General features: G+C 39.3%; 24 protein-coding genes. 15 read left to right on the forward strand and 9 right to left on the reverse strand.

Translation table 11 applies throughout. From position 1 onward, the window contains the following. Positions 1-241: 241 nt before the first annotated feature. The 5 genes from rpmB (at position 242) to OCU56_RS00635 (ending at position 3,705) form a co-directional block, all read left to right on the forward strand. On the forward strand, positions 242-478 hold the full coding sequence (gene rpmB, locus OCU56_RS00615) for a 50S ribosomal protein L28 (protein ID WP_004728407.1): 237 nt from the start codon (positions 242-244) through the stop codon (positions 476-478). 13 nt (positions 479-491) lie between these two features. Further along, complete coding sequence (rpmG, locus tag OCU56_RS00620) at positions 492-659, forward strand: 50S ribosomal protein L33 (RefSeq protein ID WP_017029383.1); 168 nt, start codon at positions 492-494, stop codon at positions 657-659. Positions 660-883: 224 nt separating this feature from the next. After that, a protein-coding gene (locus OCU56_RS00625; protein WP_261873592.1) for an IS630 family transposase occupies positions 884-1,919 on the forward strand; the annotation gives its coding sequence in 2 pieces (ribosomal slippage) (positions 884-1,342 and positions 1,344-1,919; 1,035 coding nt in all). Next, positions 1,919-2,704 carry a bifunctional DNA-formamidopyrimidine glycosylase/DNA-(apurinic or apyrimidinic site) lyase gene (mutM, locus tag OCU56_RS00630; protein ID WP_261874742.1) on the forward strand — a complete coding sequence of 262 codons (786 nt, stop codon included), beginning with the start codon at positions 1,919-1,921 and terminating at the stop codon, positions 2,702-2,704. Before OCU56_RS00625 ends, mutM begins: the two co-directional genes overlap by 1 nt. Further along, on the forward strand, positions 2,701-3,705 hold the full coding sequence (locus OCU56_RS00635) for an NAD-dependent epimerase (protein ID WP_261873687.1): 1,005 nt from the start codon (positions 2,701-2,703) through the stop codon (positions 3,703-3,705). Before mutM ends, OCU56_RS00635 begins: the two co-directional genes overlap by 4 nt. 28 nt (positions 3,706-3,733) lie before the next feature. Here the strand turns inward: OCU56_RS00635 and coaD are convergent, their stop codons facing one another. Together coaD and OCU56_RS00645 are read right to left on the reverse strand one after the other, a co-directional pair. Next, positions 3,734-4,210, reverse strand: coding sequence for a pantetheine-phosphate adenylyltransferase (coaD, locus tag OCU56_RS00640; protein WP_261873688.1), 477 nt, complete (start codon positions 4,208-4,210; stop codon positions 3,734-3,736). 3 nt (positions 4,211-4,213) lie between these two features. Further along, the gene (locus OCU56_RS00645; RefSeq protein ID WP_261873689.1) at positions 4,214-5,257 is read right to left on the reverse strand and encodes a glycosyltransferase family 9 protein; all 1,044 of its coding nucleotides are present in this window, start codon (positions 5,255-5,257) and stop codon (positions 4,214-4,216) included. A 92-nt stretch (positions 5,258-5,349) separates the two neighbouring features. On the opposite strand from OCU56_RS00645, the gene OCU56_RS00650 reads away from it, so the two are divergent. Next, complete coding sequence (locus OCU56_RS00650) at positions 5,350-6,054, forward strand: 3-deoxy-D-manno-octulosonic acid kinase (RefSeq protein WP_261873690.1); 705 nt, start codon at positions 5,350-5,352, stop codon at positions 6,052-6,054. On the opposite strand, the gene waaA is transcribed toward OCU56_RS00650, so the two are convergent. Further along, the gene (gene waaA / locus OCU56_RS00655; protein WP_261873691.1) at positions 6,028-7,314 is read right to left on the reverse strand and encodes a lipid IV(A) 3-deoxy-D-manno-octulosonic acid transferase; all 1,287 of its coding nucleotides are present in this window, start codon (positions 7,312-7,314) and stop codon (positions 6,028-6,030) included. The genes OCU56_RS00650 and waaA overlap by 27 nt on opposite strands. A gap of 101 nt (positions 7,315-7,415) precedes the next feature. On the opposite strand from waaA, the gene OCU56_RS00660 reads away from it, so the two are divergent. The 7 genes from OCU56_RS00660 to OCU56_RS17460 all read left to right on the forward strand — a co-directional run bounded on the left by OCU56_RS00660 (position 7,416) and on the right by OCU56_RS17460 (position 14,796). Continuing rightward, a complete protein-coding gene (locus OCU56_RS00660) occupies positions 7,416-8,474 on the forward strand; it encodes a CDP-glycerol--glycerophosphate glycerophosphotransferase (RefSeq protein ID WP_261873692.1) in 1,059 nt (352 codons plus the stop codon). A 4-nt stretch (positions 8,475-8,478) separates the two neighbouring features. Beyond that, entirely contained in the window at positions 8,479-9,570 is a 1,092-nt protein-coding gene (locus tag OCU56_RS00665) for a glycosyltransferase (protein WP_261873693.1), read from the forward strand. Beyond that, positions 9,560-10,543: a glycosyltransferase family 52 protein gene (locus tag OCU56_RS00670; RefSeq protein WP_261873694.1), complete on the forward strand. Its 984-nt coding sequence runs from the start codon at positions 9,560-9,562 to the stop codon at positions 10,541-10,543. Before OCU56_RS00665 ends, OCU56_RS00670 begins: the two co-directional genes overlap by 11 nt. Then, complete coding sequence (locus OCU56_RS00675; RefSeq protein WP_261873695.1) at positions 10,540-11,655, forward strand: glycosyltransferase; 1,116 nt, start codon at positions 10,540-10,542, stop codon at positions 11,653-11,655. Before OCU56_RS00670 ends, OCU56_RS00675 begins: the two co-directional genes overlap by 4 nt. Beyond that, complete coding sequence (locus OCU56_RS00680) at positions 11,636-12,829, forward strand: O-antigen ligase family protein (protein WP_261873696.1); 1,194 nt, start codon at positions 11,636-11,638, stop codon at positions 12,827-12,829. Before OCU56_RS00675 ends, OCU56_RS00680 begins: the two co-directional genes overlap by 20 nt. A 79-nt stretch (positions 12,830-12,908) precedes the next feature. Further along, the gene (locus OCU56_RS00685; RefSeq protein ID WP_261873697.1) at positions 12,909-14,048 is read left to right on the forward strand and encodes a glycosyltransferase; all 1,140 of its coding nucleotides are present in this window, start codon (positions 12,909-12,911) and stop codon (positions 14,046-14,048) included. Between the two features lie 49 nt (positions 14,049-14,097). Then, positions 14,098-14,796 (forward strand): CatB-related O-acetyltransferase, encoded by a 699-nt coding sequence (locus OCU56_RS17460; RefSeq protein WP_315973179.1) that lies wholly within the window; start codon positions 14,098-14,100, stop codon positions 14,794-14,796. 95 nt (positions 14,797-14,891) lie between these two features. On the opposite strand, the gene lpxM is transcribed toward OCU56_RS17460, so the two are convergent. Both lpxM and rfaD read right to left on the reverse strand, forming a co-directional pair. Further along, positions 14,892-15,845 (reverse strand): lauroyl-Kdo(2)-lipid IV(A) myristoyltransferase, encoded by a 954-nt coding sequence (gene lpxM / locus OCU56_RS00695; RefSeq protein ID WP_261873698.1) that lies wholly within the window; start codon positions 15,843-15,845, stop codon positions 14,892-14,894. 11 nt (positions 15,846-15,856) lie between these two features. After that, a complete protein-coding gene (gene rfaD, locus OCU56_RS00700) occupies positions 15,857-16,798 on the reverse strand; it encodes an ADP-glyceromanno-heptose 6-epimerase (RefSeq protein WP_261873699.1) in 942 nt (313 codons plus the stop codon). 169 nt (positions 16,799-16,967) lie between these two features. Here rfaD and OCU56_RS00705 point away from each other — a divergent pair, with 169 nt between their 5' ends. Both OCU56_RS00705 and OCU56_RS00710 read left to right on the forward strand, forming a co-directional pair. Further along, the gene (locus tag OCU56_RS00705; RefSeq protein ID WP_261873700.1) at positions 16,968-18,107 is read left to right on the forward strand and encodes an LPS O-antigen chain length determinant protein WzzB; all 1,140 of its coding nucleotides are present in this window, start codon (positions 16,968-16,970) and stop codon (positions 18,105-18,107) included. A gap of 13 nt (positions 18,108-18,120) precedes the next feature. After that, entirely contained in the window at positions 18,121-19,287 is a 1,167-nt protein-coding gene (locus OCU56_RS00710; protein ID WP_261873701.1) for a nucleotide sugar dehydrogenase, read from the forward strand. 125 nt (positions 19,288-19,412) lie between these two features. Here the strand turns inward: OCU56_RS00710 and hslU are convergent, their stop codons facing one another. From hslU to cytR, 4 genes are all read right to left on the reverse strand, one after another. Then, on the reverse strand, positions 19,413-20,747 hold the full coding sequence (gene hslU / locus OCU56_RS00715) for an HslU--HslV peptidase ATPase subunit (protein ID WP_261873702.1): 1,335 nt from the start codon (positions 20,745-20,747) through the stop codon (positions 19,413-19,415). Positions 20,748-20,756: 9 nt separating this feature from the next. Further along, positions 20,757-21,281, reverse strand: a complete 525-nt coding sequence (gene hslV / locus OCU56_RS00720; RefSeq protein ID WP_261873703.1) for an ATP-dependent protease subunit HslV — start codon at positions 21,279-21,281, stop codon at positions 20,757-20,759. A 150-nt stretch (positions 21,282-21,431) separates the two neighbouring features. After that, positions 21,432-21,986 carry an SPOR domain-containing protein gene (locus OCU56_RS00725; RefSeq protein WP_261873704.1) on the reverse strand — a complete coding sequence of 185 codons (555 nt, stop codon included), beginning with the start codon at positions 21,984-21,986 and terminating at the stop codon, positions 21,432-21,434. 67 nt (positions 21,987-22,053) lie between these two features. Further along, positions 22,054-23,058, reverse strand: a complete 1,005-nt coding sequence (gene cytR, locus OCU56_RS00730) for a DNA-binding transcriptional regulator CytR (protein ID WP_261873705.1) — start codon at positions 23,056-23,058, stop codon at positions 22,054-22,056. Positions 23,059-23,098 lie beyond the last annotated feature (40 nt).

Here is a 23,098-nt window from a genome sequence, read left to right on the forward strand (position 1 = left end):
GATGTAAGTAATCTGGTAACATACGCGCACTATTTTTGAACATAAAATCAGCTCTGCTCAAAAAAGATCACCAAATTCTGTAAAAAGGATCTGTTCGGGTCTTGAGCAATTCTCGTCAAGTTAGTATAATACGCGACCTTTGATAGCCTTGTATGGATTTTCCATAATGGTTTTCGGCCTCAATAGAGAGGTTCGGCCACCAAGGTTGATATCGAGCTGAAACGATTTGGAGAAGACATTCATGTCCCGAGTATGCCAAGTAACTGGTAAGCGTCCTGTAACGGGTAATAACCGTTCTCACGCACGCAACGCTACTAAGCGCCGTTTTCTGCCGAACCTACAAACTCATCGTTTCTGGGTAGAGAGCGAAAAACGTTTTGTTAAACTACGTCTAACTGCTAAAGGCATGCGTATTATTGATAAGAAAGGCATTGATGCCGTTCTTGTGGATATCCGTGCACGTGGCGAAAACGTTTAAGAGGAATTGAGCAATGGCTAAAGGCATTCGCGAAAAAATCAAACTTGTTTCTTCTGCTGGTACAGGTCACTTCTATACTACAGATAAAAACAAGCGTAACATGCCGGGCAAATTTGAGATCAAGAAATTTGATCCAGTTGTTCGTCAGCACGTTATGTACAAAGAAGCTAAAATCAAGTAATTGATACTTCTTTAAGCAGAACATAAAAACCCAGCACTTGTTGCTGGGTTTTTTTGTGCCTAAAAAACGTTACAATTAACCGTACTCACAGAATAATTTGAGCGATAGATGCCAGAGTTACCAGAAGTTGAAGTATCCAGAATGGGCATCAGCCCTCACCTTATACCATTCTGCCTAAAAATATGATCTAATTACATCATTCGAATATAGCTCACTTAACCGATATGAATGACTTAAGAAATACTGACTTTAAATCACTTGCCCGTAAACAAAAGTCGAATCAAATGAAGATGCGTTTACTTGCACTTTCTCACATACAAGATGGTCACTCACGAACACAAACTGCCAAGTTTCTTAAAGTGAGCCGAACAAGTGTTAATAAGTGGGTCGCCACTTTTCTTGAGCAAGGATTTGAAGGTCTAAAAGATAAACCTAGAACAGGTCGACGTTCTTATCTTTCATCTGCGCAAAAGCAGCAGTTATCCATATTTATTAATGAAAATTCCGTCAAACCATCAGGTGGTCGCCTGACTGGCATGGATGTCCGTAGTTATATCGAAGATCATTTTGGCAAAACGTATCACCTTGATTCCGTCTATGTACTACTGAAAAAGCTCGGCTTTTCATGGATAACCTCACGCTCAAAGCATCCTAAGCAATCCAAGCAAACCCAAGAAGATTTTAAAAAAATTCCAAATCGAAACGATCTTTAAGATCCCCGGCCATGTTGCTTTGAATACTGTCGATGTTTGGTTTCAAGACGAAGCTCGATTTGGTCAACAGAACACAACGACCAAATTATGGGCGACGAAAGGAACAAGGCCAGAAGCCATCCAGCAAAAACAATTTGAATACAGTTACCTATTTGGTTCCGTATGCCCTGGTCGAGGGATTGGTGAAGCTCTCGTTGTTCCGTGTGCCAATAAAGAAGTCATGCAATTGCATCTAGAGCAAGTCTCGAAAGCAACGTTATCTGGCAGGCACGCGTTAGTGGTTATGGATGGTGCAGGGTGGCACACGGAAGAGTTAGCAGACAATTTAGAGAATGTTTCGATTCTCAAAATTCCACCATATGCACCAGAGTTGAACCCTATAGAGCAAGTGTGGAGTTGGATGAGGCAGCATCACTTGGCGAATAAAACATTTACTGGTTTCAATGACATCGTAGATTGCGTAAGTAAGGCATGGAATGACTTCTTAGCCCTACCAGAACGAGTTACAAACATGTGCACAAGACAGTGGATTAATCTGACCAACTAATTAAGCAGAATGGTATTACGGGTCAAAAGATCAAAAAAATTGTGGTTCGCCAACCTCAATTACGCTGGCCGATACCTGAAAAGCTGCAACAACTGGCTGGGGTTACCATTGATAAAGTGAGTCGCCGAGCTAAATATCTGCTACTTGAAACTGAGTTGGGGAGTATTGTGCTGCACTTAGGTATGTCGGGATCGTTACGAATTCAAGATGAAAGCCTTGCTCCCACTAAGCATGATCATGTGGATCTTGTTTTGCAAAATGGCAAAATGCTACGCTATAACGATCCTCGGCGATTTGGATCTTGGTTGTGGATAGATAAAGGTGAGTCTCTATCTCTTATTGATAATCTTGGCCCTGAGCCCCTTTCTGATGAATTTTGCGTCGAGCATATTGTCCAATTAGCAGCAAAGCGACGTATCGCCGTAAAACAATTCATAATGGACAATAAGGTTGTAGTTGGTGTGGGAAATATTTACGCTAACGAATCCTTATTTAATGCTAAAATTCATCCATTAAGGCCAGCTAATTCATTGAGTTATAAAGAATGGCAGTGGCTAGTGGAAGAAATCAAACAGGTTCTTTCGAATGCCATTAAACAAGGCGGAACGACCTTGAATGATTTTGAGCAGCCCGATGGTAAGCCGGGGTATTTTGCTCAAAAACTGCAAGTTTATGGTAAAGCAGGTCAGCAGTGCCTTGTTTGTAAAACAGAAATTAGCCAGCAAATGCTTGGTCAAAGAAATACATTTTGGTGTGAAGTATGCCAGCCAAAGGAAATAGTATGAAATATTTAGTGACTGGAGCTGCCGGCTTCATTGGTAGCGCTGTCGTTGAGCGTTTAACGCAGGCAGGTCATGAAGTTGTTGGTATCGACAATATGAATGATTACTATCAAGTCTCCTTAAAAGAGGATCGACTAAAGCGCATTGCTCATGACAAGTTTAAATTCGTAGAATTGGATTTAGCGGATCGTGAAGGTATTGCCACTCTTTTTGCTGATGAAGGGTTTGATAAAGTCATTCACTTAGCGGCTCAAGCGGGAGTGCGTTATTCTATTGATAACCCGCTAGCGTATGCAGATAGCAACCTAGTTGGCCATCTAACGATTCTTGAAGGGTGTCGGCACCATAAGATCAAACATCTTGTTTATGCATCATCAAGTTCGGTGTACGGCCTTAATAGAAAAATGCCATTTGATACAGCAGATTCTGTGGATCATCCCATTTCGCTGTATGCCGCCACTAAAAAATCAAACGAACTCATGGCGCACAGTTATTCACACCTTTATGGCATTCCAACCACTGGGTTACGTTTCTTTACTGTGTATGGCCCTTGGGGACGCCCAGATATGGCGCTATTTAAGTTTACTAAGGCGATAGTGAACGGTGAGGCGATTGATGTGTATAACAACGGTGATATGCAGCGCGACTTTACCTACATTGATGATATCGTAGAAGGCATCATCCGTATTCAAGATGTGGTACCGGAAGCTGATGCTGATTGGAGTGTTGAGCAAGGATCACCGGCTACAAGCTCTGCACCCTATCGAGTTTATAATATCGGTCACGGTAGCCCAGTAAAATTGATGGACTACATTGAAGCCTTAGAAGAGGCGCTAGGTATTGAAGCGAAGAAAAACTTCATGCCAATGCAGCCGGGTGATGTTTACGCCACTTATGCGGATACTGCAGATCTGTTTAAGGCTACAGGCTATAAACCACAGGTTAAGGTCCGCGAAGGCGTACAGGCCTTCGCTGACTGGTATAAAGCGTATTATCAGTTATAGCTGATAAAAGTTTAGTGCTCAATGAGCACTAAACTTTTTGCTGTATTCTCTTAAATACAGAGGTGGGCACAAACCCTTCCACATCTCCCCCATGAATGGCCACTTCTCGTACAATTGTGGATGAGAGAAAAGCAAACTCTTCTGATGGTGTTAAGAAGATACTTTCTAGGCTAGGAAGTAGCTTTCGATACATGCTAGTAAGTCCAAACTCATACTCAAAATCCATCGTGGTACGTAAGCCTCGAACCAGCAAATTGGCTTGTTTTTGTTTAGCAAACTCAATCAAAAGCCCGCTAAACCCTTCCACATTCACATTATCTAGATGGGCGACGGATTCTTGGAGCATCTCTACGCGCTCTGCCAGTGTGAACATGGTATTTTTGCTCGGACTGGCCGCTACACAAACCGTAACGTTTTCAAATAAGTTAGCTGCGCGAGTGATAATATCTAGGTGGCCATTAGTAAGAGGGTCAAAAGTGCCGGGATAGAGGACATGGTTTTGCATAGATTAATTCTTCTCTAAAGTCTTATTAAGTAACTGACAAACATGTTCAACAGTGATAGAGGCCATTAGGTCGTCGCCTTTTGCACGGGTGCCCCAAGCAACATCGTTCAGGTTTTTTCCTGTTTGTTGTTGAATATGTTCATCGTAAACATTCGCTACCATGTCTAGGCTATTGTATGGCCCTGTACGGCGAGGATCACTATGAGCATAAAGCCCAATAACCGCAGTACCTTGTGTTGTGGCTAAGTGTGCTGGGCCAGAATCAGGGGCTAAGACCACAGTGGCTTCTCTTAGTACGGCAGTTAACTGTTTTAGCGAGGTTTTACCTACTAGGTTGGTGAGTTCACCTTGAGTTAATTGCTGAATATTATTGGCCAAGGTAACTTCGCGTTGGGCGGGTGAGCCGCACAATACGACCTGCATTCCTTTGGCAATAGCGTAGTCGGCTAATGCCGCATAACGATCCGTTAGCCAGTTACGAGAATCTTTACTGGCAGCCGCTGAGATGACTAAAGTGGTTTTGTTATTTATTATGGATTTGGCAAATTCAGTATCGGCACTGGATACAGGAATATGCCAGTGTGGTTTGGTAAATGGCACACCGAGGTATCGAGCAAAATCAGCAAAATTATCTAGAACATGAAAGCTTTGAGAGGAAGGGAGGTGCGTATTGGTAAAAAACCACTGACCTTCTTTCGTTCTATTTTTAGAAAAACCTATCTTATATTTGGCTTTAATACCAAAAGATAAGGCGCTGGCTCTAAGAGCCGCTTGCATGTGCAATAACGCATCGAATCGAGTGTGTGAAAGCTGTTTCCAAACCGCTTTCATGCCTTTAAAGCCCTGTTTTTTATCAAAGACAACCGCTTCTATATTGGGTAAGTCACCAATCAGTTGCGCTTCGATTTTACCGCAAACCCAAGTAATTTTAGTTTCTGGCCACTGTTTTTGTATGGCTTGAACCACGGCAATAGCATGGCAAACATCGCCAATGGCGGAAAGGCGCAGAATACAGAGTGATTTTGGAGCTGTTTTGAACAATGTCATGCAATTAACTCGTAAATAAGATAGATAAATTATGCAGGTGCTGGAGTTAATTGTAAAATTAGGAAGTCATTGATTTTTATTAGGACCCGATATTGGAAACGTTACGAAATGGAACACAAGTCGTTTGGTTTGATCCTAAGCTATTAAATGTCCCCCCTGATATGTGTTTCGAAGCGCCTTATTGGTTAGTTCAAAATAAAGTGACGGGCAGTGCCAAAGGGCGAGGTACGACTTGGTTTGTGCAGTTAGATGGCTTACAAGCTGCACTTAGACATTATCGACGTGGTGGGTTGTTTGGCAAACTGGTTAAAGATCAGTATTGGTTTTCTGGCTGGGAGAACACGCGTAGTTATCAGGAGTATCAACTTTTACAACATTTACGTGAAAAAGGCGTCAATGTGCCTAGGCCTATTGCCGCTCAAGCCGATAAGTTTGGCCCATTTTATAGCGCAGATTTATTGAGCGAGAGGATTCCCAATGCCAAAGATCTTGTTGATACATTACAGCAAGCGCCTTTGAGCGCTGAGGTGTACTACTCTATTGGCCAGCAAATTCACAAGCTTCATCAAGCACAAGTGAATCATACCGATCTCAATATCCATAATTTATTGCTCGATATTGAAAATAAGGTTTGGATTATCGATTTTGATAAGTGTTATGAGCAATCTGGTGATGACTGGAAGCAAGGTAATCTCGAGCGGTTAAAGCGCTCCTTTCATAAAGAAGTGAAGCGCTTTGCAATACATTGGCAAGAGAGTGATTGGCACTCTTTACTCAGTGGATATCACAGCACCTAGAGCCTGGATTGTTTTATTGACAGCCCCTTGATTACGTTTAACCACCTGATAGGCGTTTTCCCCCATTTGCATACGGCGAGTTGAGTCGTCGAATAAGTGAATTAGTTGAGAGCTAATATCCTCATCTGATGGGCATATGATTAATGCTTTTTCTTTAATTAACTGCTGAGTAATGTCTTTAAAGTTAAAGTAACTTGGTCCATTTAATATCGGCTTTTCTAAAGCCGCAGGCTCAAGCATGTTATGTCCTCCAACCTTATCGCCAATAAGACTCCCCCCCATAAAGCAGATGTCGGCAGCACTGATAAGAGTCAGCATTTCTCCCATGGTATCGCCAAGGTAGACTTGAGTTGCAGCCTTAACTTCTGCCCCTGCGGTTCTTTGAATGACATTGAATCCTTTGTCAGTTCCTTGTTTTGCTACTTTATTGAATCTTTCTGGATGTCGAGGGACTAAAATAAGTAGCGCACTTGGGCAATGTTGCAAAAGTTTTTGATGAGCATTGTAGATGATCTCATCTTCCCCATCATGAGTGCTAGCCGCAATCCAAATGGGTCTGTTTTGCCCTAACTTAATACGGAGGTCATGTCCCTGCAGGGCAATGTTTTCAGGGGTGCTAATATCAAATTTTAACGAGCCTGTGACGTGCACTTTATCTGATGTAAGCCCTAACTGAGTGAACCTTTTTTCATCATCCGTATGCTGACACAAAACTTGATGTATATGATTTGCCATGAGTTTAAATACTGAGTGGAATTTTAAATAACGTTGGCATGAGCGCTCTGACAGTCGAGCGTTAATCACAGTAATGGGTACACCTGCATTGCAGACAGTTCGCAATGTGTTTGGCCATAACTCGGTTTCCATAATCAACATACACTTTGGGTTAACTTGCTTAAGAAAGCGAGTGATGCACCAACTAAAATCAATAGGCATAAATCTATGCTCAGCAATATCCGCTATTTTTTCCGCTTGCTCGGCGCCAGTTGTGGTGGTGGTGGTGATGAGAATATCCTGATTAGGGTACTTTTGTTTTATCGCGCGTATCAGTGGGGTAGCGGCAATAGTTTCTCCCACGGAAACAGTATGAATCCATATAGGGCGAGTACCATTTAACGGTGGAGTCACGCCAAAATATTCCCCCCAACGCTGACCTATACTGGGCTTGCCGAGCTTTTTCCTAAGCAACACAACTAATAATATAGGGCTAAGAATGGTTAGAATCACAGTGTATGTGGCGATGATCAGAAATTTTTTCATATAAAACTGTAAGATATCCATGCATTAAGTAAGAAGGTAGGCACCTTTTAGTACCATCTTAAGTTACAATATGGAAGTAAGCTAGAAATAGGAAAGAGTAAGTGAACTGTATTAATCGACGTTATCTGATGTATATCTCTCAGAATTACTCATATGCAATCTTGCGGCCTCTTCAACAGTACATTTTGTCACAAGGTGGTGAAGTACGTTGGTTTCTCGAAGGAGATGAGGTCAATCCTAGTTTTCTATCGGATGCTGAAATTCAGATAACAAGAGTCAGTGACGTCATCCAATGGAACCCTGACGCAGTGTTTGTTCCTGGTAATATGGTGCCTAATTTTATTCCGGGCTTAAAAGTGGCGGTTTTCCATGGTTTTAATGCCGGAAAAATCAACCGCAGAGGTCGCCTTGACCATTTTGAAATTCGCGGTTGCTTTGACCTTTATTGCACTCAAGGGCCTGAGACTACTCTTCCATTTCAACGCTTGGCGGAAAAATATAAATACTTTGAGGTAGCAGAAACAGGATGGTCTGCACTCGATCCTTTATTTAATAAAGATTTAGACAACCCTTACATCGACACAAGTGATACTAGACCGACAGTTTTGATGTGCTCGACCTTCTCTCGGAACCTCTCTTGTGCGCCTGTATTGTTCGAAAAAATAAAAGAGTTATCACTGAAGGGGAATTGGCGTTGGTTAATTCAATTTCACCCAAAAATGCCTCAAGACGTGGTTGAAAAGTACAAGGCTCTACAAAATGACAATTTACAATTTATTGAGACGGACAATGTATTGCCTTTGCTTAAGGCTGCCGATGTAATGCTGTGCGATACGTCATCGGTATTGATCATGTTCTTGATGCAAATAAAGCCAGTTGTTACTTTTAGAAACGTTTCTCCTCAACCTTACTTACTCAATGTGACCGATATAGATAAAGTAGAGTCAATGCTAACCACTGCTTTACATATGACGAGTGAAGATAAACACTTTATTGAAGAGTATGTAAATAGTATTCATCCGTACAGTGATGGAATGTCTAGTGAAAGAGTAGTGAGTGAAGTAAACCAAATGTTGCAATTAGGCAGGACAGTAAAAAAACCAATGAATTTAGTTCGAGAAATTAAACTCAGAAAAAAATTAAGCTACTGGAAATTATAATAATATGAAGATTGCGATCGCTATAGATAATTTGAATGGTGGTGGAGCACCGAAGGTAATGATCTCTCTTGCGAATGAGTTAGTTAGCTTGGGTCATGAGCCACACTTTTTATTGATGGATCGTGAGGGTGTATTTGAGCTTGATAAAAATATAAATGTTCACTTTTGTTTTGATAAAAATTACAAAGGATTGAAGGGGTACTTTAAAGTTGCTCCTGCTGCAGAATTATTAGCAAAAAAAGTCAAAAAGATTGAAGAAGAATCAGGTAAATTTGATCTTTTTCTTTCAAATTTAGATAAAACAAATTTAGTAATGATTGAGTCTAAAGTTTCCCCACTATTTGTTGTCATCCATGCCTCTGTTGAAGAAGAATTAAAAAGACATGCGAGAATGGGGCCTATTAAATACCTAAAAAAACTAAGAACAAAAAAAGTACTTAATGGGCAAAATCTAGTGACAGTGTCAAAAGGGATAGAAAGTGAAATAATAAATAAAAAAAGGATTAAGCCTAAAACTATCAATACAATATATAATCCTTTTGATATAGAAAAAATAAGATCATTATCAAACAAAGAAAATAGTGATATACCTACATTTGATTATCTTATTCATGTTGGGAGATTCGTTGCTCAAAAAAGGCATGATGTATTATTTCGTTCAATAACGAAGATGAAAAATAATCTGCCTATTGTTTTTTTAAGCCATAAACCAGAAGCTATTATGAAAATGGCTAGAAAATTTGGAGTTGAAGACAGAGTTATTGCTCCTGATTTCCAGTTGAACCCTTATCCATGGATAAAAAGAGCAAAAGGGTTAATTTTAAGTTCAGATTTTGAGGGCCTACCTACTGTTCTTATTGAGGCATTGATATGTAAGACCCCAGTAGTTAGTACTCGATGCCCCCATGGACCAATAGAAATATTAACGGGAGATCTAGAGCGTTTTCTAGTATCTACAGGGGATTATAAGAACTTAGCTAGAGTGACAGATGAGATGTTGCAGGAGTACCCAAATATGAATAACTTAGACATATTAGAGCGTGTTCAGTCTGAGAGTGTGGCTATGAAATATTTGAGGTTACTCCATGAAAACTAACACATTAGTTTTTGAAAATACGCCATATAGTCTGTTCTTATATTTTCTATATGACCCTAACTGGGAAGAAAAAGATTATTTATTATGGGGTGATAGGTTTACGCAAGATAGACTTCTTTTTATGAAGGATAATATTAAAGTTTTAGATTATTCTCACACTCTAATTCCAAGATTAACACCTAAATTCCAAAAAAAACCAGTAGAATATATTAAAAGAAAGTGGCAATTAAGAAATATTTTTTCAAAATATGACTATTGTATTGGTAACGCAAGGGAAATCAATGACCCTGCTATTAAAATTGAACGATGCCAGATAGAAGATGGAATAGGAACAACACATAAAGAATTAGTTAATGGGGTTAAAAACAAAAGTTTTATATTAGGTTTGTTTAATAGGTTAATATTGAAAGAACCTATAAAAACTTCAAAAATAAATAAAATCATATTAACAAAAAACATTAATGCAGCTATTGATTTTAAAGATAAAATAGAAATTGTTAACTTAGAAGAACTTTGGTTGTCAAAAAGTGAACAAGAAAAAAACAAAATATTAAATTTCTTTGATGTAAAAATATCAGATTTTAATCAAATAAATAATTCGTTTAGTGTGTTGTTTACACAGCCTTTTAGTGAAAGTCGAATTGACTATAGTGAAAATTCAAAAATAGAAGGTTATAAACAAATTCTTTGTAAGTTAGGAATAAGTGAAAAATTATTAGTTATAAAACCACATCCAGCAGAGAAAACACGTTATCGTGATTACTTCCCTGACTCCATAATTATAGAATCAACTTTTCCTGCTGAACTGATGCCTCTTTTAGGAGTGAAAGTAAATAAAGTCGTTACGGTTACTTCATCTGCTGCAAAAAGCTTTGAAGGCAAATGCGATGAAATAATACATACCAAAGCTGATGACTGCTTTAATTTCCCTAAAAAACTGGCTGATGGTTTAGAACGTACGGTGACAGAATGAAAAAAATAAATTTATTGGCAGTAACACATCATGATCGTGAGAATATCAATCCGATTAGGCCTGAAGCGTCACAGATCATAGGTCTTCATCTTTCTGGAAAGGTGAATGTGATCGTTTTATGTAACCCTGGTTCAGGATTGATACCTTATTTTGAGAAGCATGGGATAGAGGTTCTTATTGATCCTTTAAACAAAAAGTTTTCAGTTTCAACGATAAAGACGATAAGAAGACTTCTCCGTGAGAGAAGCATTGATGTCCTACATTTATTTAATAATATTGCTTGTAGTAATGGTGCAACGGCCGCCATTGGATTAAAGGTGAAGGTTGTGGCTTATAGGGGCCAGACGGGGAACATTTCTCGTCTAGATCCAAGCTGTTACTTAACGATGTTACATCCTAGGTTAGATAGAATTATCTGTGTCGCAAAAGCGGTAGAGGATGACCTAAAACAGCATGTCTGGGGAAACAAATCCAAAGTAGTAACGGTTTATAAAGGTCATGATCAAGCATGGTATCAAAAAGAAAAAGCAGATCTATCGGATATGAATCTTCCTGTTAGTAGCTTTAAGTTATCGTTGGTTGCTAATTTAAGACCTCGTAAAGGTTTGCATATTTTTATGCAAGCTTTGGCGATGTTACCAAAAGAGATGGATATTGATGTCCTACTGGTTGGGGCTGATCCACATTCTGAACAAGTCAAAAAAATGATTAAGTTAAGTGAGCGAGAACAGCAAGTGCATGCTTTAGGCTATCGCACTGATGCTCCAGAAGTTGCTGCTGCTTCAGATGTGACTATATTGCCAACAACAAAGCGAGAGGGACTCTGTCGAGCCGTATTGGAGGCGAATTCATACGGAATACCTTCTATTGTATCTGATACAGGGGGCAATGCAGAGCTAGTAAAAAATGGGGTAACAGGGATAGTGGTACCACCGGGAGAGCCTGCAGCTTTAGCCGAGGCAATCTTGCAACTTTATAATGACCGTGAAAAATGCAAAGCCTTTGGAGTGGCGGCTCGAAATAGGGTGATTGATAAATTTAATGTTAAACAAGGTGTTGATGCTACATTGGCCGTATATAAGGATATGCTAGATGCGCAACATACTGAATGAAAAAATTGTATTTATTTTAGTAAGTATACCCATATTATGGTCTTTCTCAGGTCTATTATTATATAATGATGCCAAAAAGGAATTCACAACATTAACTATAATTGCTTTCATATTAGTATCTCTTTTTTCGTCGTCAAGGCATATAGAAAACATTCGCAATAATAAATTTTTTATTGTAATTGTAGTTAATGTTATTTTTGCTTTGTTTGCATATTCATATTATGGATATAGCTCTAATAGATTCCGATCAATAATATCTGTATTATTATTGGTCTCAATAATACCAGTTGATATATATTCAAAAATAAAAGTTAAATATATGCTACTTGCTAGTAGCATAAGTATTCTTATCTATATGGTTAAGTTATATTACAGTGGGGATCTATTTAATAGGGAGTGGGATATAAATCCGATCCATTTTGCAACTGTCTGTGCAGCTATACTTTCAGTTTCTTTTTATCTATTTTTTATATCTAAAATTAAGTTAGATAAAATATTATATGCTTTTGTTTTCTTATCTTCTACTACAGGTTTAATATTATCTGATTCTCGAGGGCCATGGTCAGCAGCGATTATGGGATTATTAATTTCAGTCGTGTTGTTATTGAAGAAAAGTACCACTAAATTTAAGTTAACTATCCTATTTATAATTTCAATTATTATATCTGGGGTTTATATATCGTCTAAAGACTATCTATCAGATAGAATGTCACAAACTAAATATGAACTCACTCAAATTGAGCGAGGAAATTTAAATACATCATTTGGTCAAAGGTTGCAACTTTGGCATGCTGGTTGGATCATATTTAATGAACATCCAATATTAGGTGTCGGTGAAGGTATAGTCGATACTAAACAACAACTTTTTATGCAAGGTATTATAACGTCACCTAGGGTTGCTACTTATACTCATCTTCATAATCAATATATTAATGAACTTGCAAAGTATGGAATAGTAGGATTTTTAATATTTATATTTTCAATCGGTTATGTGATTTACTATGCTCGTGATAGTCAGTATAGGGATGTTATATACATTATTGTTACCGTTTATCTTGCCTGTGCATTAACTGATGTTCCATTTAGAAATGCACACCCACTTATATTTTATTGTATGTTAATAAATATTTTACTTATTCAAGGGAGGACTGTAACTAAGAATATTAGTGTTTGAATGTAAATAAATTAGCATAAGGTTAACGGATTACTAATAAATATTTGGCTAGTTACAATTAAAATAAAAAGAGGGTAAAATGGCTAGAATACTTTATATTGTACACAATCTAAAACTTGGTGGAATTCAAAAAATAACAATCGACCTAGCGAGAAAGCAAGTTGAGAGTGGTAATGATGTGGATATTTTACAACTATCTTCAGGCTTAGATTTTAACATAGATTTTAACTGTAATATCATCAATCTCAATTGGTCTTCTTATTTATTTAGAAAGTTTTGGGATATACCAAGGTTGTGTATATCTAGAATCATATCGAAAATTGGCATTGCTAGCTTGGAGCCAATATTTAATAAGTATATATATATTGGGATTGTTAATAAGACCATTAATTTTTCAGAGTATGATGTAGTATTCGTTCGTGGTGCACGTTCACTTAAAAGGCTTTGGTGGATTGAACATAGTAATATTATTTTTAGTTTACATTTGCCTTATCGATTTCCGTCATACTCTAAGTGGACCTTGGTTAAAAAAATCCGTTCATATAGCTTGAGGAAAGTGTTTGGTAATAAAAAGATGTTTACAGTTTCCAAACATATTAAAAATGATTTTCTAGATATTACCAGATATTATGATGTCAAAATTTCAAAGATAAAAGTAATTTATAACCCGATTGACTTTGAAAAGATAGATATATTATCGAAAGAAGATATTGTATTACCAACGTCTAAGCCATATATTCTAGGTGTTGGAAGGTTAACAAAACAGAAAAATTTTGAGCTATTAATTCGTGCTTTTCATAAATCAAATTTGATTGATTTTGACTTGATCATACTTGGTGATGGTTATCAAAAGAAATACCTTGTTGAATTAACAAAAAAATTAGAACTTTCTGAACGTGTGCACTTTGTAGGTCTTGTTAAAAATCCCAATCCTTGGTTTAAGAAGGCCTCTATTTTTGTGCTGAGTTCTATTTCTGAAGGTTTTGGTAATGTGATTCTGGAGTCAATTGCGAATGGTACTCCAGTTATCAGTACAAAATGTGGACCAGTGGATGAAATTTTAACTAAACAACTTTCAAGGGGTTTAGTGGAAAATGGTGACCTTATAGCGCTCACTACTAAATTACAGTCTTATATTGACACACCTGAGTACGTAGATGCGAGAGATATTAACAAGTTCTCAATAGAATTTATTATTAAAGAGCAAATGAGTTTTTGATAGTGTATATCCACTTCAAATACTATAACTGAAAAGTAGGAGACAAGAAATGGAGGCTGGACTCAATCGCGTAGATAAAGTTCTTCTTGATTTTTGTGGAGAGTATATTGCTAAGAGAAAATCTCATGGTAAACAACTGAACCCGATAAAATCAATGGCTTATTATGCATTGATATATATTCAACATAAAGATAAGTCGACGATCTATAAATACATCAGTGAAAAATTTTTCGGCTTTACTATCGGTAAGCATTCAATTGGCTATCAGGCTTTTTGGGGAAGGAAAATAAATGGTGCGAAACTGTTGAGATCGATAGGTTCTTTTTCATCAATAGCACCGCATGTGATTATTGTTGCGGGCAATCATCCTTTAAACTTTAAGTCGACAAGCTCCATTTTATATAATGAGAGTAGAGGATTTATAAAGAGTAAAAAGCCTATTCCGGATCAAGTTCAAGAAGTGAACATTGGCAATGATGTCTGGATTGGCTCTAATGTAACCATTCTTCCTGGTGTTAATATCTCTGATGGTGCTGTCGTTGCTGCGGGTTCTGTCGTCAATCGTGATGTTCCGGCGTACTCTATTGTTGCTGGTGTACCAGCAAAAGTTATTAAGTATAGATTTCCGGCTGAGACAATACAGCAACTTCTAGAAGAGAAATGGTGGGAGTGGGATGATAGTGAAATAAAAAGAAATGTTAAGAATATGTATGATGAGAAAGATTTTTTCAAGAATATAGCTATATAGGTAGTGCACTTGATTTGTGACTGACACTGTCGAAGAAACTACCTTTATAGCTATAAGATTTTTAATTGATTGTGATAAGAGTGCTCTATAGTGGTTTACTTATATAGTGAATCACCGTTGAGTTGAGAATGAAGAAGCTTTAAATTCCACATATACTGTTCTGGTTTATCTTCACAGCACTTTTCAATAAAACGATTCATGGCTAAAGCGTCTCCTTCAGGCGTCTCTGTGGGAAAATCTTCTAGTGGCGGATAGACATCTATTTCGAATTTACCTGTTTTAACATCAAATGCTGTCCATAATGGAATGATTTTAGATTTAGTGGCTTTCGCCAGAAAGCCCATTACAGGCAAAGTCGCCTTGGTTGTTGCGCAAAAATCAACAAAGACGCTTTTTTTAGGACCGTGATCTTGATCGGGTAAAAAATATCCAGTGTAACCATCATTGATGGCTTTGATAAATGGTTTAATTCCCCCCGCTCTTTCGTATAGGCGGCCACCGTAGTGCTTCCTTTGTTTTGACATAGCCCACTCACTGAGAGCATTTTTTTGACTCTTCACCATAGTACACATAGGGTGCCCTTGAGAGGCGAGTAACATTGCAAACACATCGACAGACCAAGTGTGAGGCACTAGAAAGATGACATTCTGACCGGCGGCTTTGGCCTGCGTGAAATACTCTAACCCATTAACTTTCGTATTTACCTCTAACCATCTTCTACTACGCAAAGTCAGTAATGGAAAGCGCATTAAGTACGTTCCAGCAGTGACTAGAATTTCGCTAACAATGCTTTCTTTTTTTTGTTCTGACATCTCTGGGTAGCAGTGGCTGAGGTTTACTCGAGCTCGATAAGCCTGGCCTTTAGTCTTCGCCATTATATTTTTAGCAGCAAGAGAGGCCAACCAACGATGGAAAGAGATAGGTGCAAAACTAAATGGGATAGCAAATAAGATCCCGAACCATGTTGTCCAATATTTAGGTGCAAGAAAGCCCCATTTAAATGTGGGATTGTAGGCTTTAGGATCAAAGTCATTACGAGGGTTATTCATCAATAACGTCACTACTTGTTAATAATGTTTAAATATTCAGCAACACCTTCTGCTACTGACTTAAATACATGATCACACCCTGTAGCCCTTAATTTAGTAAGATCGGCTTGGGTGTATTCTTGGTAAGCGCCTTTTAAATGTTCCGGGAATGGAATGCTTTCAATTTCACCTTTTGCGTGGTGTTTGATGGCAGCTTTCGCCACTTCATTAAAAGATTCAGCACACCCAGTACCTAGATTATAGATGCCAGATGTTGGGTTTTCTAGAAACCATAGATTTACGGCGGCCACATCACCTACATATACAAAATCACGTTTGAAGTGCTCACTACCAGCGAAAAGTTTAGGGTTCTCACCTGCATTAAGCTGATTATTTAAATGAAAGGCTACAGAGGCCATTGTACCCTTATGTTGCTCACGAGGGCCGTACACATTGAAGTAACGAAAGCCGGTAATTTGAGAGAGGGTTTCATCGTGAGCTTCTGCATCCTCAATAAGTTTGCGAACATAATTATCGAATTGCTGCTTTGAATATCCATAAACATTCAACGCGCCTTCATATTGTCGTTCTTCGATAAAAGTATCGGTTTCGCCATAAGTCGCCGCAGATGAAGCGTACAGAAATGGAATTTGACGATCTAAACAGTAATGAAGTAGCTCTTTTGAGTACTCATAGTTATTGAGCATCATATACTTTCCATCCCACTCAGTGGTAGCAGAGCACGCCCCTTCATGGAATATGGCCTCTATGGAACCAAAATCATCACCGGCCATCACTTGGGTAAGGAAATCATCGCGATCCATGTAGTCAGTAATATCAAGGTCCACTAAGTTGACAAATTTTTTGCCATTCTTGAGATTATCGACGACAAGAATATCATTAAACCCTTTATCATTTAGTGCTTTGACAATATTACTGCCAATCATACCAGCACCACCGGTTACTATGATCATTTTATGCTTTCCTCTAAATTTCACTTCCTCGAGTATAACAAGGAACTAAAATCTAGGGAATTAAACCTCAATTTATGAGAAACTTAATTCTAAATGAGGATAGCAATGCTCAATGATATTGACGTTGACTATCTCTAGCGTACAACTGATAAGACATAGTTATAGAGGAATGAACTTGAATCAATCTACACACCCACAATCGCCGAGCCAGCACCCTATGCTTGAACCTTATCAAGATGATGAGATAGACCTTAGGGAGTTATTTGTTGCGCTATGGAAAGGGAAGATTTTAATTTTAGTTACGACTTTTTTGTGTGCTGCAGTTGCGGTTATTTATGCGCTGAATGCCCAAGAGTGGTGGAGTTCTAAGGCGCGGATCGTTGAGCCTCAAGTTAATGATTACGCCGCCTATAGTAAGCAGGTGAAATCTTACCAGCCAATATTTGATAGTTATCAAGATGATGGCACCATTCGTATTAGTAAAGAATTGGATAATCTCGTCGCCTCAGACAAGATTTTTGCTCAGTTCGTGCGTGCTTTTAATGCTACAGCCAACAAAAAAAGTTTCTTTGATAATAATGAAACCTTTTTGGCTTTCAAGCAAGAGCTAGCAAAAGACGCGGATGCGGATGCAGATGCAGATGCAGCGCAACGACAGTTATACAGCGATTGGTATCAAAAAATCTCGGCTAAACCGGCGGAAAAAAATCGCCGTGATGAGTACATAATATCGTTGCAAGCGACGACTCAAATGGACAGCTACAATCTTCTTAATGATTATATAGCAATGATTGAGTTGAAAGTTCATGCTGATGCGTTGAATAACTTAACGGCGACTTTAGACTCAAAGAAAACACAGCTACAACAGCAAAAAATCATTTTGGAAACTCAAGCCAAGCAAGTTTTGGCCACTGAGTTACAGCGCGCTAAATATGCTTATGATATTGCTAAAGCAGCATCGGTAAACGCTCCGATACAAAACCTGGGTGACAATGAGTTGTTTGCGATTAACTTAGGCGCTAAAGCGATTAAAGCCAAAATAGAGGCTTTAGAAAACGTTAAAAATCTTGCGGTTATTGAGCCAAGGTTACAACAAATTGATGCTAAATTGAGTCTTATGGATAAACTCGCTATAGATAAAAATATTCATCTAAAGTCGTATCGATTTATTGAAGATGTTGAGCAACCTATCAATCGTGACGCACCGAAGCGAGCATTAATTGCTGTGTTAGGCGCATTATTTGGTGGTATGTTGGGTGTAGGCATCGTACTCGTTAGATTTGCGTTTGGTCGTAAAGAAGAAAATTAAACAGAGAAGAACAATGAAAATAGCTATTGCAGGAACAGGTTATGTAGGCCTGTCAAACGCTGTGCTGCTTGCGCAACATAATGAAGTTGTGGCAGTGGATATCATCCCAGAGAAGGTCGCGCTACTAAACAATAAAAAGTCTCCTATTGTGGATGTCGAAATTGAAGATTTTTTAGCGAATAAAGATTTAAACTTTACCGCCACATTGGACAAAGAGTTGGCGTATAAAGATGCTCGTTACGTGATCATCGCAACCCCAACCGATTATGATCCTCAAACAAACTACTTCAACACTTCATCAGTAGAAGCGGTAATCAAAGAAGTGATTGCCATTAACCCGCAAGCGGTTATGGTCATCAAATCGACTGTACCTGTAGGTTACACAGCGCGTATTAAACAAGAGTTTGGTTGTGAAAATATTATTTTTTCTCCTGAGTTCTTGCGTGAAGGTCGTGCTTTATTTGATAACTTATACCCATCTCGCATTATTGTGGGTGAGCGTAGTGAACGTGCTAAGACATTTGCTGGCCTACTGGCTGGGGGCGCGATAAAAGAGGATATCGAAATTTTGTTTACGGACTCAACAGAAGCTGAAGCCGTTAAGCTATTTTCAAATACCTATTTAGCCCTGCGTGTATCGTATTTTAATGAACTAGACTCTTATGCTGAAGCCAATGGTCTTGATGCTCGTCAAATCATTGAAGGGGTTGGTTTAGACCCTCGTATTGGTAACCATTACAATAACCCTTCATTTGGTTATGGCGGTTACTGCTTACCAAAAGATACCAAGCAACTGCTGGCTAACTACCAAAATGTACCGAATAACATTATTGGTGCTATCGTAGATGCTAACCGCACTCGTAAAGACTTTATTGCCGATTCCATTATTAGCCGCAAGCCTAAAGTGGTCGGAATTTATCGTTTGATCATGAAGGCGGGCTCAGATAACTTCCGCGCCTCATCCATTCAAGGGATAATGAAGCGCCTAAAAGCTAAGGGTATCGAAGTGGTGGTGTATGAGCCGGTATTAGAAGAAGAACATTTCTTCCACTCTCGTAATGTTCGCGATCTAGAAGAATTTAAAGCGGTATCAGATGTCATTGTTTCGAACCGTATGGTTGATGAAATAAAAGACGTGGCTGATAAAGTGTATACGCGAGATCTATTTGGTAGCGATTAATTACTTAGTCACTAAATATCTAGTATTAGCAAACTTAAGCACTTAAGCGAGTCATTTGCAGTGCTTTTTGCTAAAAATAAAGGCGCTCAATTGAGCGCCTTTATTGTGTCGTTATTGATAACCTATTATAAAATAAAGCGGCTTAGATCTTCATCTTCCACCAGTTTACCTAGCTTGTTTTCAACATATTCAGCATCAATGGTCAGCGTAGAACCGACTTTTTCTGTAGCATCGTAGGAGATCTCATCCATTAAACGCTCCATGACAGTATGCAAACGGCGAGCACCGATATTTTCAGTGGTTTCGTTGACCTGCCAAGCGGATTGAGCAATATGCTTAATACCATCGTCAGTGAAATTTATCGCCACATCTTCCGTTTTAAGCAGGGCAACATATTGCTCTGTTAAAGAGGCACGTGGTTCAGTAAGAATACGCTCAAAGTCATGGCTAGAAAGCGCCTCTAGCTCAACACGAATCGGCAAGCGCCCTTGCAACTCAGGAATGAGGTCGGAAGGTTTGGCAACCTGGAAGGCTCCTGAGGCAATAAACAAAATATGGTCGGTTTTTACCATGCCGTGTTTAGTTGATACAGTGCTACCTTCGATGAGAGGTAGTAGATCGCGCTGTACCCCTTCACGGGAGACATCGGGACCGGAGCTTTCACCGCGCTTACAAATTTTGTCAAACTCATCAATAAAGACAATACCGTTATTTTCGATATTGAAGATGGCATCTTCTTTTAACTCTTCTTGATTGACCAACTTCGCAGCTTCTTCTTCGATAAGCGCCTTAAAGGCATCTTTAATTTTTAGCTTGCGGCTTTTTTTGGTATTACCAGCAAGGTTTTGGAACATGCCTTGCAATTGATTGGTCATTTCTTCCATGCCTGGAGGAGACATGATTTCGACCCCCATTTGTGGGGCAGCAATGTCAATATCAATTTCTTTATCGTCAAGTTTACCTTCGCGTAATTTCTTACGGAAAATCTGACGAGTATTCGAGCTGTTTTCTTGTGGTTTTTCGTTCTCTCCCCACGTGTCACGAGCCGGTGGCAATAGCGCATCTAAAATGCGTTCTTCTGCTTGCTCTTCAGCACGAAACTTCACTTTTTCCGTGGCCTGTTGGTGGGTCATTTTGACAGCAACGTCAGTGAGATCACGGATGATGGTTTCTACTTCTTTACCCACATAACCCACTTCGGTGAATTTTGTTGCTTCAACTTTAATAAAAGGAGCGTTCGCCAGTTTAGCGAGGCGGCGGGCAATTTCTGTTTTGCCCACACCAGTTGGGCCAATCATTAGAATGTTTTTTGGGGTGACTTCAGCGCGCAAGCCTTCTTCAAGCTGCATGCGACGCCAACGGTTACGTAATGCAATGGCGACAGAGCGTTTCGCATTATCTTGACCGATGATGTGTCGATTTAGTTCGTGAACAATTTCACGAGGAGTCATCTCAGACATGTTAATTCCTTAGTACTCAAGCTCATCAATGGTGTGGTTGTGGTTGGTAAAGACACAAATATTGCCAGCAATGTTTAATGATTTTTCAGCGATTTCTTTTGCGTCTAGTTGTGTGTTTTCTAGTAATGCTGTTGCGGCAGCTTGAGCAAAGTTACCACCAGAGCCAATAGCAATGAGATCATTTTCTGGCTGAACAACATCACCATTACCGGTAATGATAAAAGAGGCGGTTTCATCAGCTACAGCAAGTAAAGCCTCTAAACGGCGTAGGGCTTTATCGCTACGCCAGTCTTTGGCCAGTTCAACTGCGGCACGAGTGAGGTGGCCTTGATGCATTTGTAATTTATTTTCCAGTCTTTCAAATAGCGTAAATGCATCAGCAGTACCGCCAGCAAACCCTGCAAGTACTTTATCGTTGTAAAGACGACGCACTTTTTGTGCATTGCCTTTCATTACGGTGTTACCTAGAGAAACTTGTCCATCACCAGCGATGACAACTTTATTATTTCGGCGTACGGATATTATGGTAGTCACGAGGTTTCCTTTTTATTTCACTAGCGAGATAAAAATAAAATGGGGATCACTTAAGGGAAATTCAAGGTAGAGCACACGTTGAGGTGGGGGAACCTTATAGAAAACAAACAAAAAAAGACCTGAGTCATTTTACTGGCTCAGGTCTTAGTGTTAGTGCGTTGGATCTTTCATTATGATGCAAGGCTCTATTTTGGCTCGTTGAAGCTTATGCTTGTCACGTTCAGCATCGCGTTTACGTGCATAGGTGCCAAGGATAACTCGGTACCAACTACTGCCTTTTCGTTGCACAATTTTGCTATTGATACCTTGGAATGCGATATCCACTTTTCTTCCGTCTGCTTGTGAACGGCTTTTGTATGCTCCGCACTGCATAATGTATGGGATTTTAGATAATACTTCCGCTTTGGGTACCACTTTAACTTCACGTTCTGGAAGTGTTTTTACGTAATCCCATTTTTCTTCAGGTAGAGGAGGGATATCCTCAGAAGATTTTTTAGCTGAGGTGTTCTCTTTTATTGTGGTGTCGATTCTAGCGGGCTTCGCCGGTTCAGGATCTTGGCTTAAGGTATAGAGTCCATAGCTAAATCCCCCGAGCATTAAGCAGGCTAGGATGATTACTTTCCAAGGTCTTTTCGGTGGGGCTGATTTACGCGGCTTTTTCTTCGCTTGCGTTCTACCACCTTTTACATAGTCTTTTCTTGCCACTCGAATTAATCTATTCCGTTATTAATCACACTTTCTATGTTAACAGAAAACCACCCGTTAACAGACCCTAATAGCTAGGCGGTAGGGTACTTTGTCTTATGATTAGCTCCGTCTCTAGAAGTCGAGAATCAGAGCTTATCTCGTTACCATTTAGGCGTTCAAACAACATTAAGGTTGCTTGATAACCTATATCATACCTAGGCTGAGAGACGGTTGTCAGTGGTGGTTCGCAGTATTCAGAAAACTCTATATTATCGAAGCCGATAAAGGAAATGTCTTGTGGAACGCGAAGCCCCATATTTTTGGCTTCTTTGATTGCACCAATCGCCATCATATCGTTATGGCAAAAAATCGCGCTAGGTGGTGAGCCCACATTCATGAGCTTTCGAAAAGCGATGGCCCCTGATTCAAACGTGAAATCGCCCATTGCAGTATTGGTGAGGTCAATATTTAGCCCAGCGCGCCGTAATGCTTGTTGGAATCCTTGACTGCGAAAACTGGACAAAGGGGCATTTGCCGGCCCGCTAATTTCCCCAATACGTCTATGACCCAATTTAGCCAGGTAATTAACAGCCTGAAAAGAAGCGGTCAGGTTATCAATGTGTACTGTGGGTAATTCCAGTTCGGGTGCGTATTCACAGGCCATTACCATAGGAGGAAGGTTGCGTTGCTCTGCTTTACTTGCATCAATAGGCAGGTCGGTGCCGAGCAAGATAAGGCCATCGGCTTGTTTTGAGTAGACTAAGTTGACTAATGAGTCATCACGACACTTTTGCTGAGAGCTATCGCCATGTAACACAAGATAACCTTGTTCTGATGCCGCCGCTTCAATACCGCGAATAATTTCCGAAAAATAGGGGTCACAAAGATTGGGCACAATCACAACCAAGGTTTTTGATTCGTTGCGCTTCATACTGCGCATGATTGTGCTTGGATAGTACCCTGATTCAATCACTGCATCTTCAACGCGTTTACGGGTCGAAGACGAGACTTTTTCAGGATTCATTAGGGCTCTAGAAACCGTTGCTGTTGACACACCAGCCAGTTCAGCAACATCTTTCATTGTCGCCATAGTACATTTATCCTCTAAGATAATTAGTGCATGCTTGATT

The sequence above is a fragment of the Vibrio rarus genome (assembly GCF_024347075.1).
Taxonomy (GTDB): domain Bacteria; phylum Pseudomonadota; class Gammaproteobacteria; order Enterobacterales; family Vibrionaceae; genus Vibrio; species Vibrio rarus.

Coding starts and splice junctions, on each gene's coding strand:
- cytR (WP_261873705.1), bottom strand. CDS start 23,058: ATGGCGACAATGAAAGATGTTGCTGAACTGGCTGGTGTGTCAACAGCA.
- rfaD (WP_261873699.1), bottom strand. CDS start 16,798: ATGATCATAGTAACCGGTGGTGCTGGTATGATTGGCAGTAATATTGTC.
- lpxM (WP_261873698.1), bottom strand. CDS start 15,845: ATGAATAACCCTCGTAATGACTTTGATCCTAAAGCCTACAATCCCACA.
- OCU56_RS17460 (WP_315973179.1), top strand. CDS start 14,098: ATGGAGGCTGGACTCAATCGCGTAGATAAAGTTCTTCTTGATTTTTGT.
- OCU56_RS00710 (WP_261873701.1), top strand. CDS start 18,121: ATGAAAATAGCTATTGCAGGAACAGGTTATGTAGGCCTGTCAAACGCT.
- OCU56_RS00635 (WP_261873687.1), top strand. CDS start 2,701: ATGAAATATTTAGTGACTGGAGCTGCCGGCTTCATTGGTAGCGCTGTC.
- rpmB (WP_004728407.1), top strand. CDS start 242: ATGTCCCGAGTATGCCAAGTAACTGGTAAGCGTCCTGTAACGGGTAAT.
- OCU56_RS00645 (WP_261873689.1), bottom strand. CDS start 5,257: ATGACATTGTTCAAAACAGCTCCAAAATCACTCTGTATTCTGCGCCTT.
- OCU56_RS00675 (WP_261873695.1), top strand. CDS start 10,540: ATGAAAAAAATAAATTTATTGGCAGTAACACATCATGATCGTGAGAAT.
- OCU56_RS00665 (WP_261873693.1), top strand. CDS start 8,479: ATGAAGATTGCGATCGCTATAGATAATTTGAATGGTGGTGGAGCACCG.
- rpmG (WP_017029383.1), top strand. CDS start 492: ATGGCTAAAGGCATTCGCGAAAAAATCAAACTTGTTTCTTCTGCTGGT.
- OCU56_RS00670 (WP_261873694.1), top strand. CDS start 9,560: ATGAAAACTAACACATTAGTTTTTGAAAATACGCCATATAGTCTGTTC.
- waaA (WP_261873691.1), bottom strand. CDS start 7,314: ATGAAAAAATTTCTGATCATCGCCACATACACTGTGATTCTAACCATT.
- OCU56_RS00685 (WP_261873697.1), top strand. CDS start 12,909: ATGGCTAGAATACTTTATATTGTACACAATCTAAAACTTGGTGGAATT.
- OCU56_RS00705 (WP_261873700.1), top strand. CDS start 16,968: ATGAACTTGAATCAATCTACACACCCACAATCGCCGAGCCAGCACCCT.
- OCU56_RS00680 (WP_261873696.1), top strand. CDS start 11,636: ATGCGCAACATACTGAATGAAAAAATTGTATTTATTTTAGTAAGTATA.
- hslU (WP_261873702.1), bottom strand. CDS start 20,747: ATGTCTGAGATGACTCCTCGTGAAATTGTTCACGAACTAAATCGACAC.
- coaD (WP_261873688.1), bottom strand. CDS start 4,210: ATGCAAAACCATGTCCTCTATCCCGGCACTTTTGACCCTCTTACTAAT.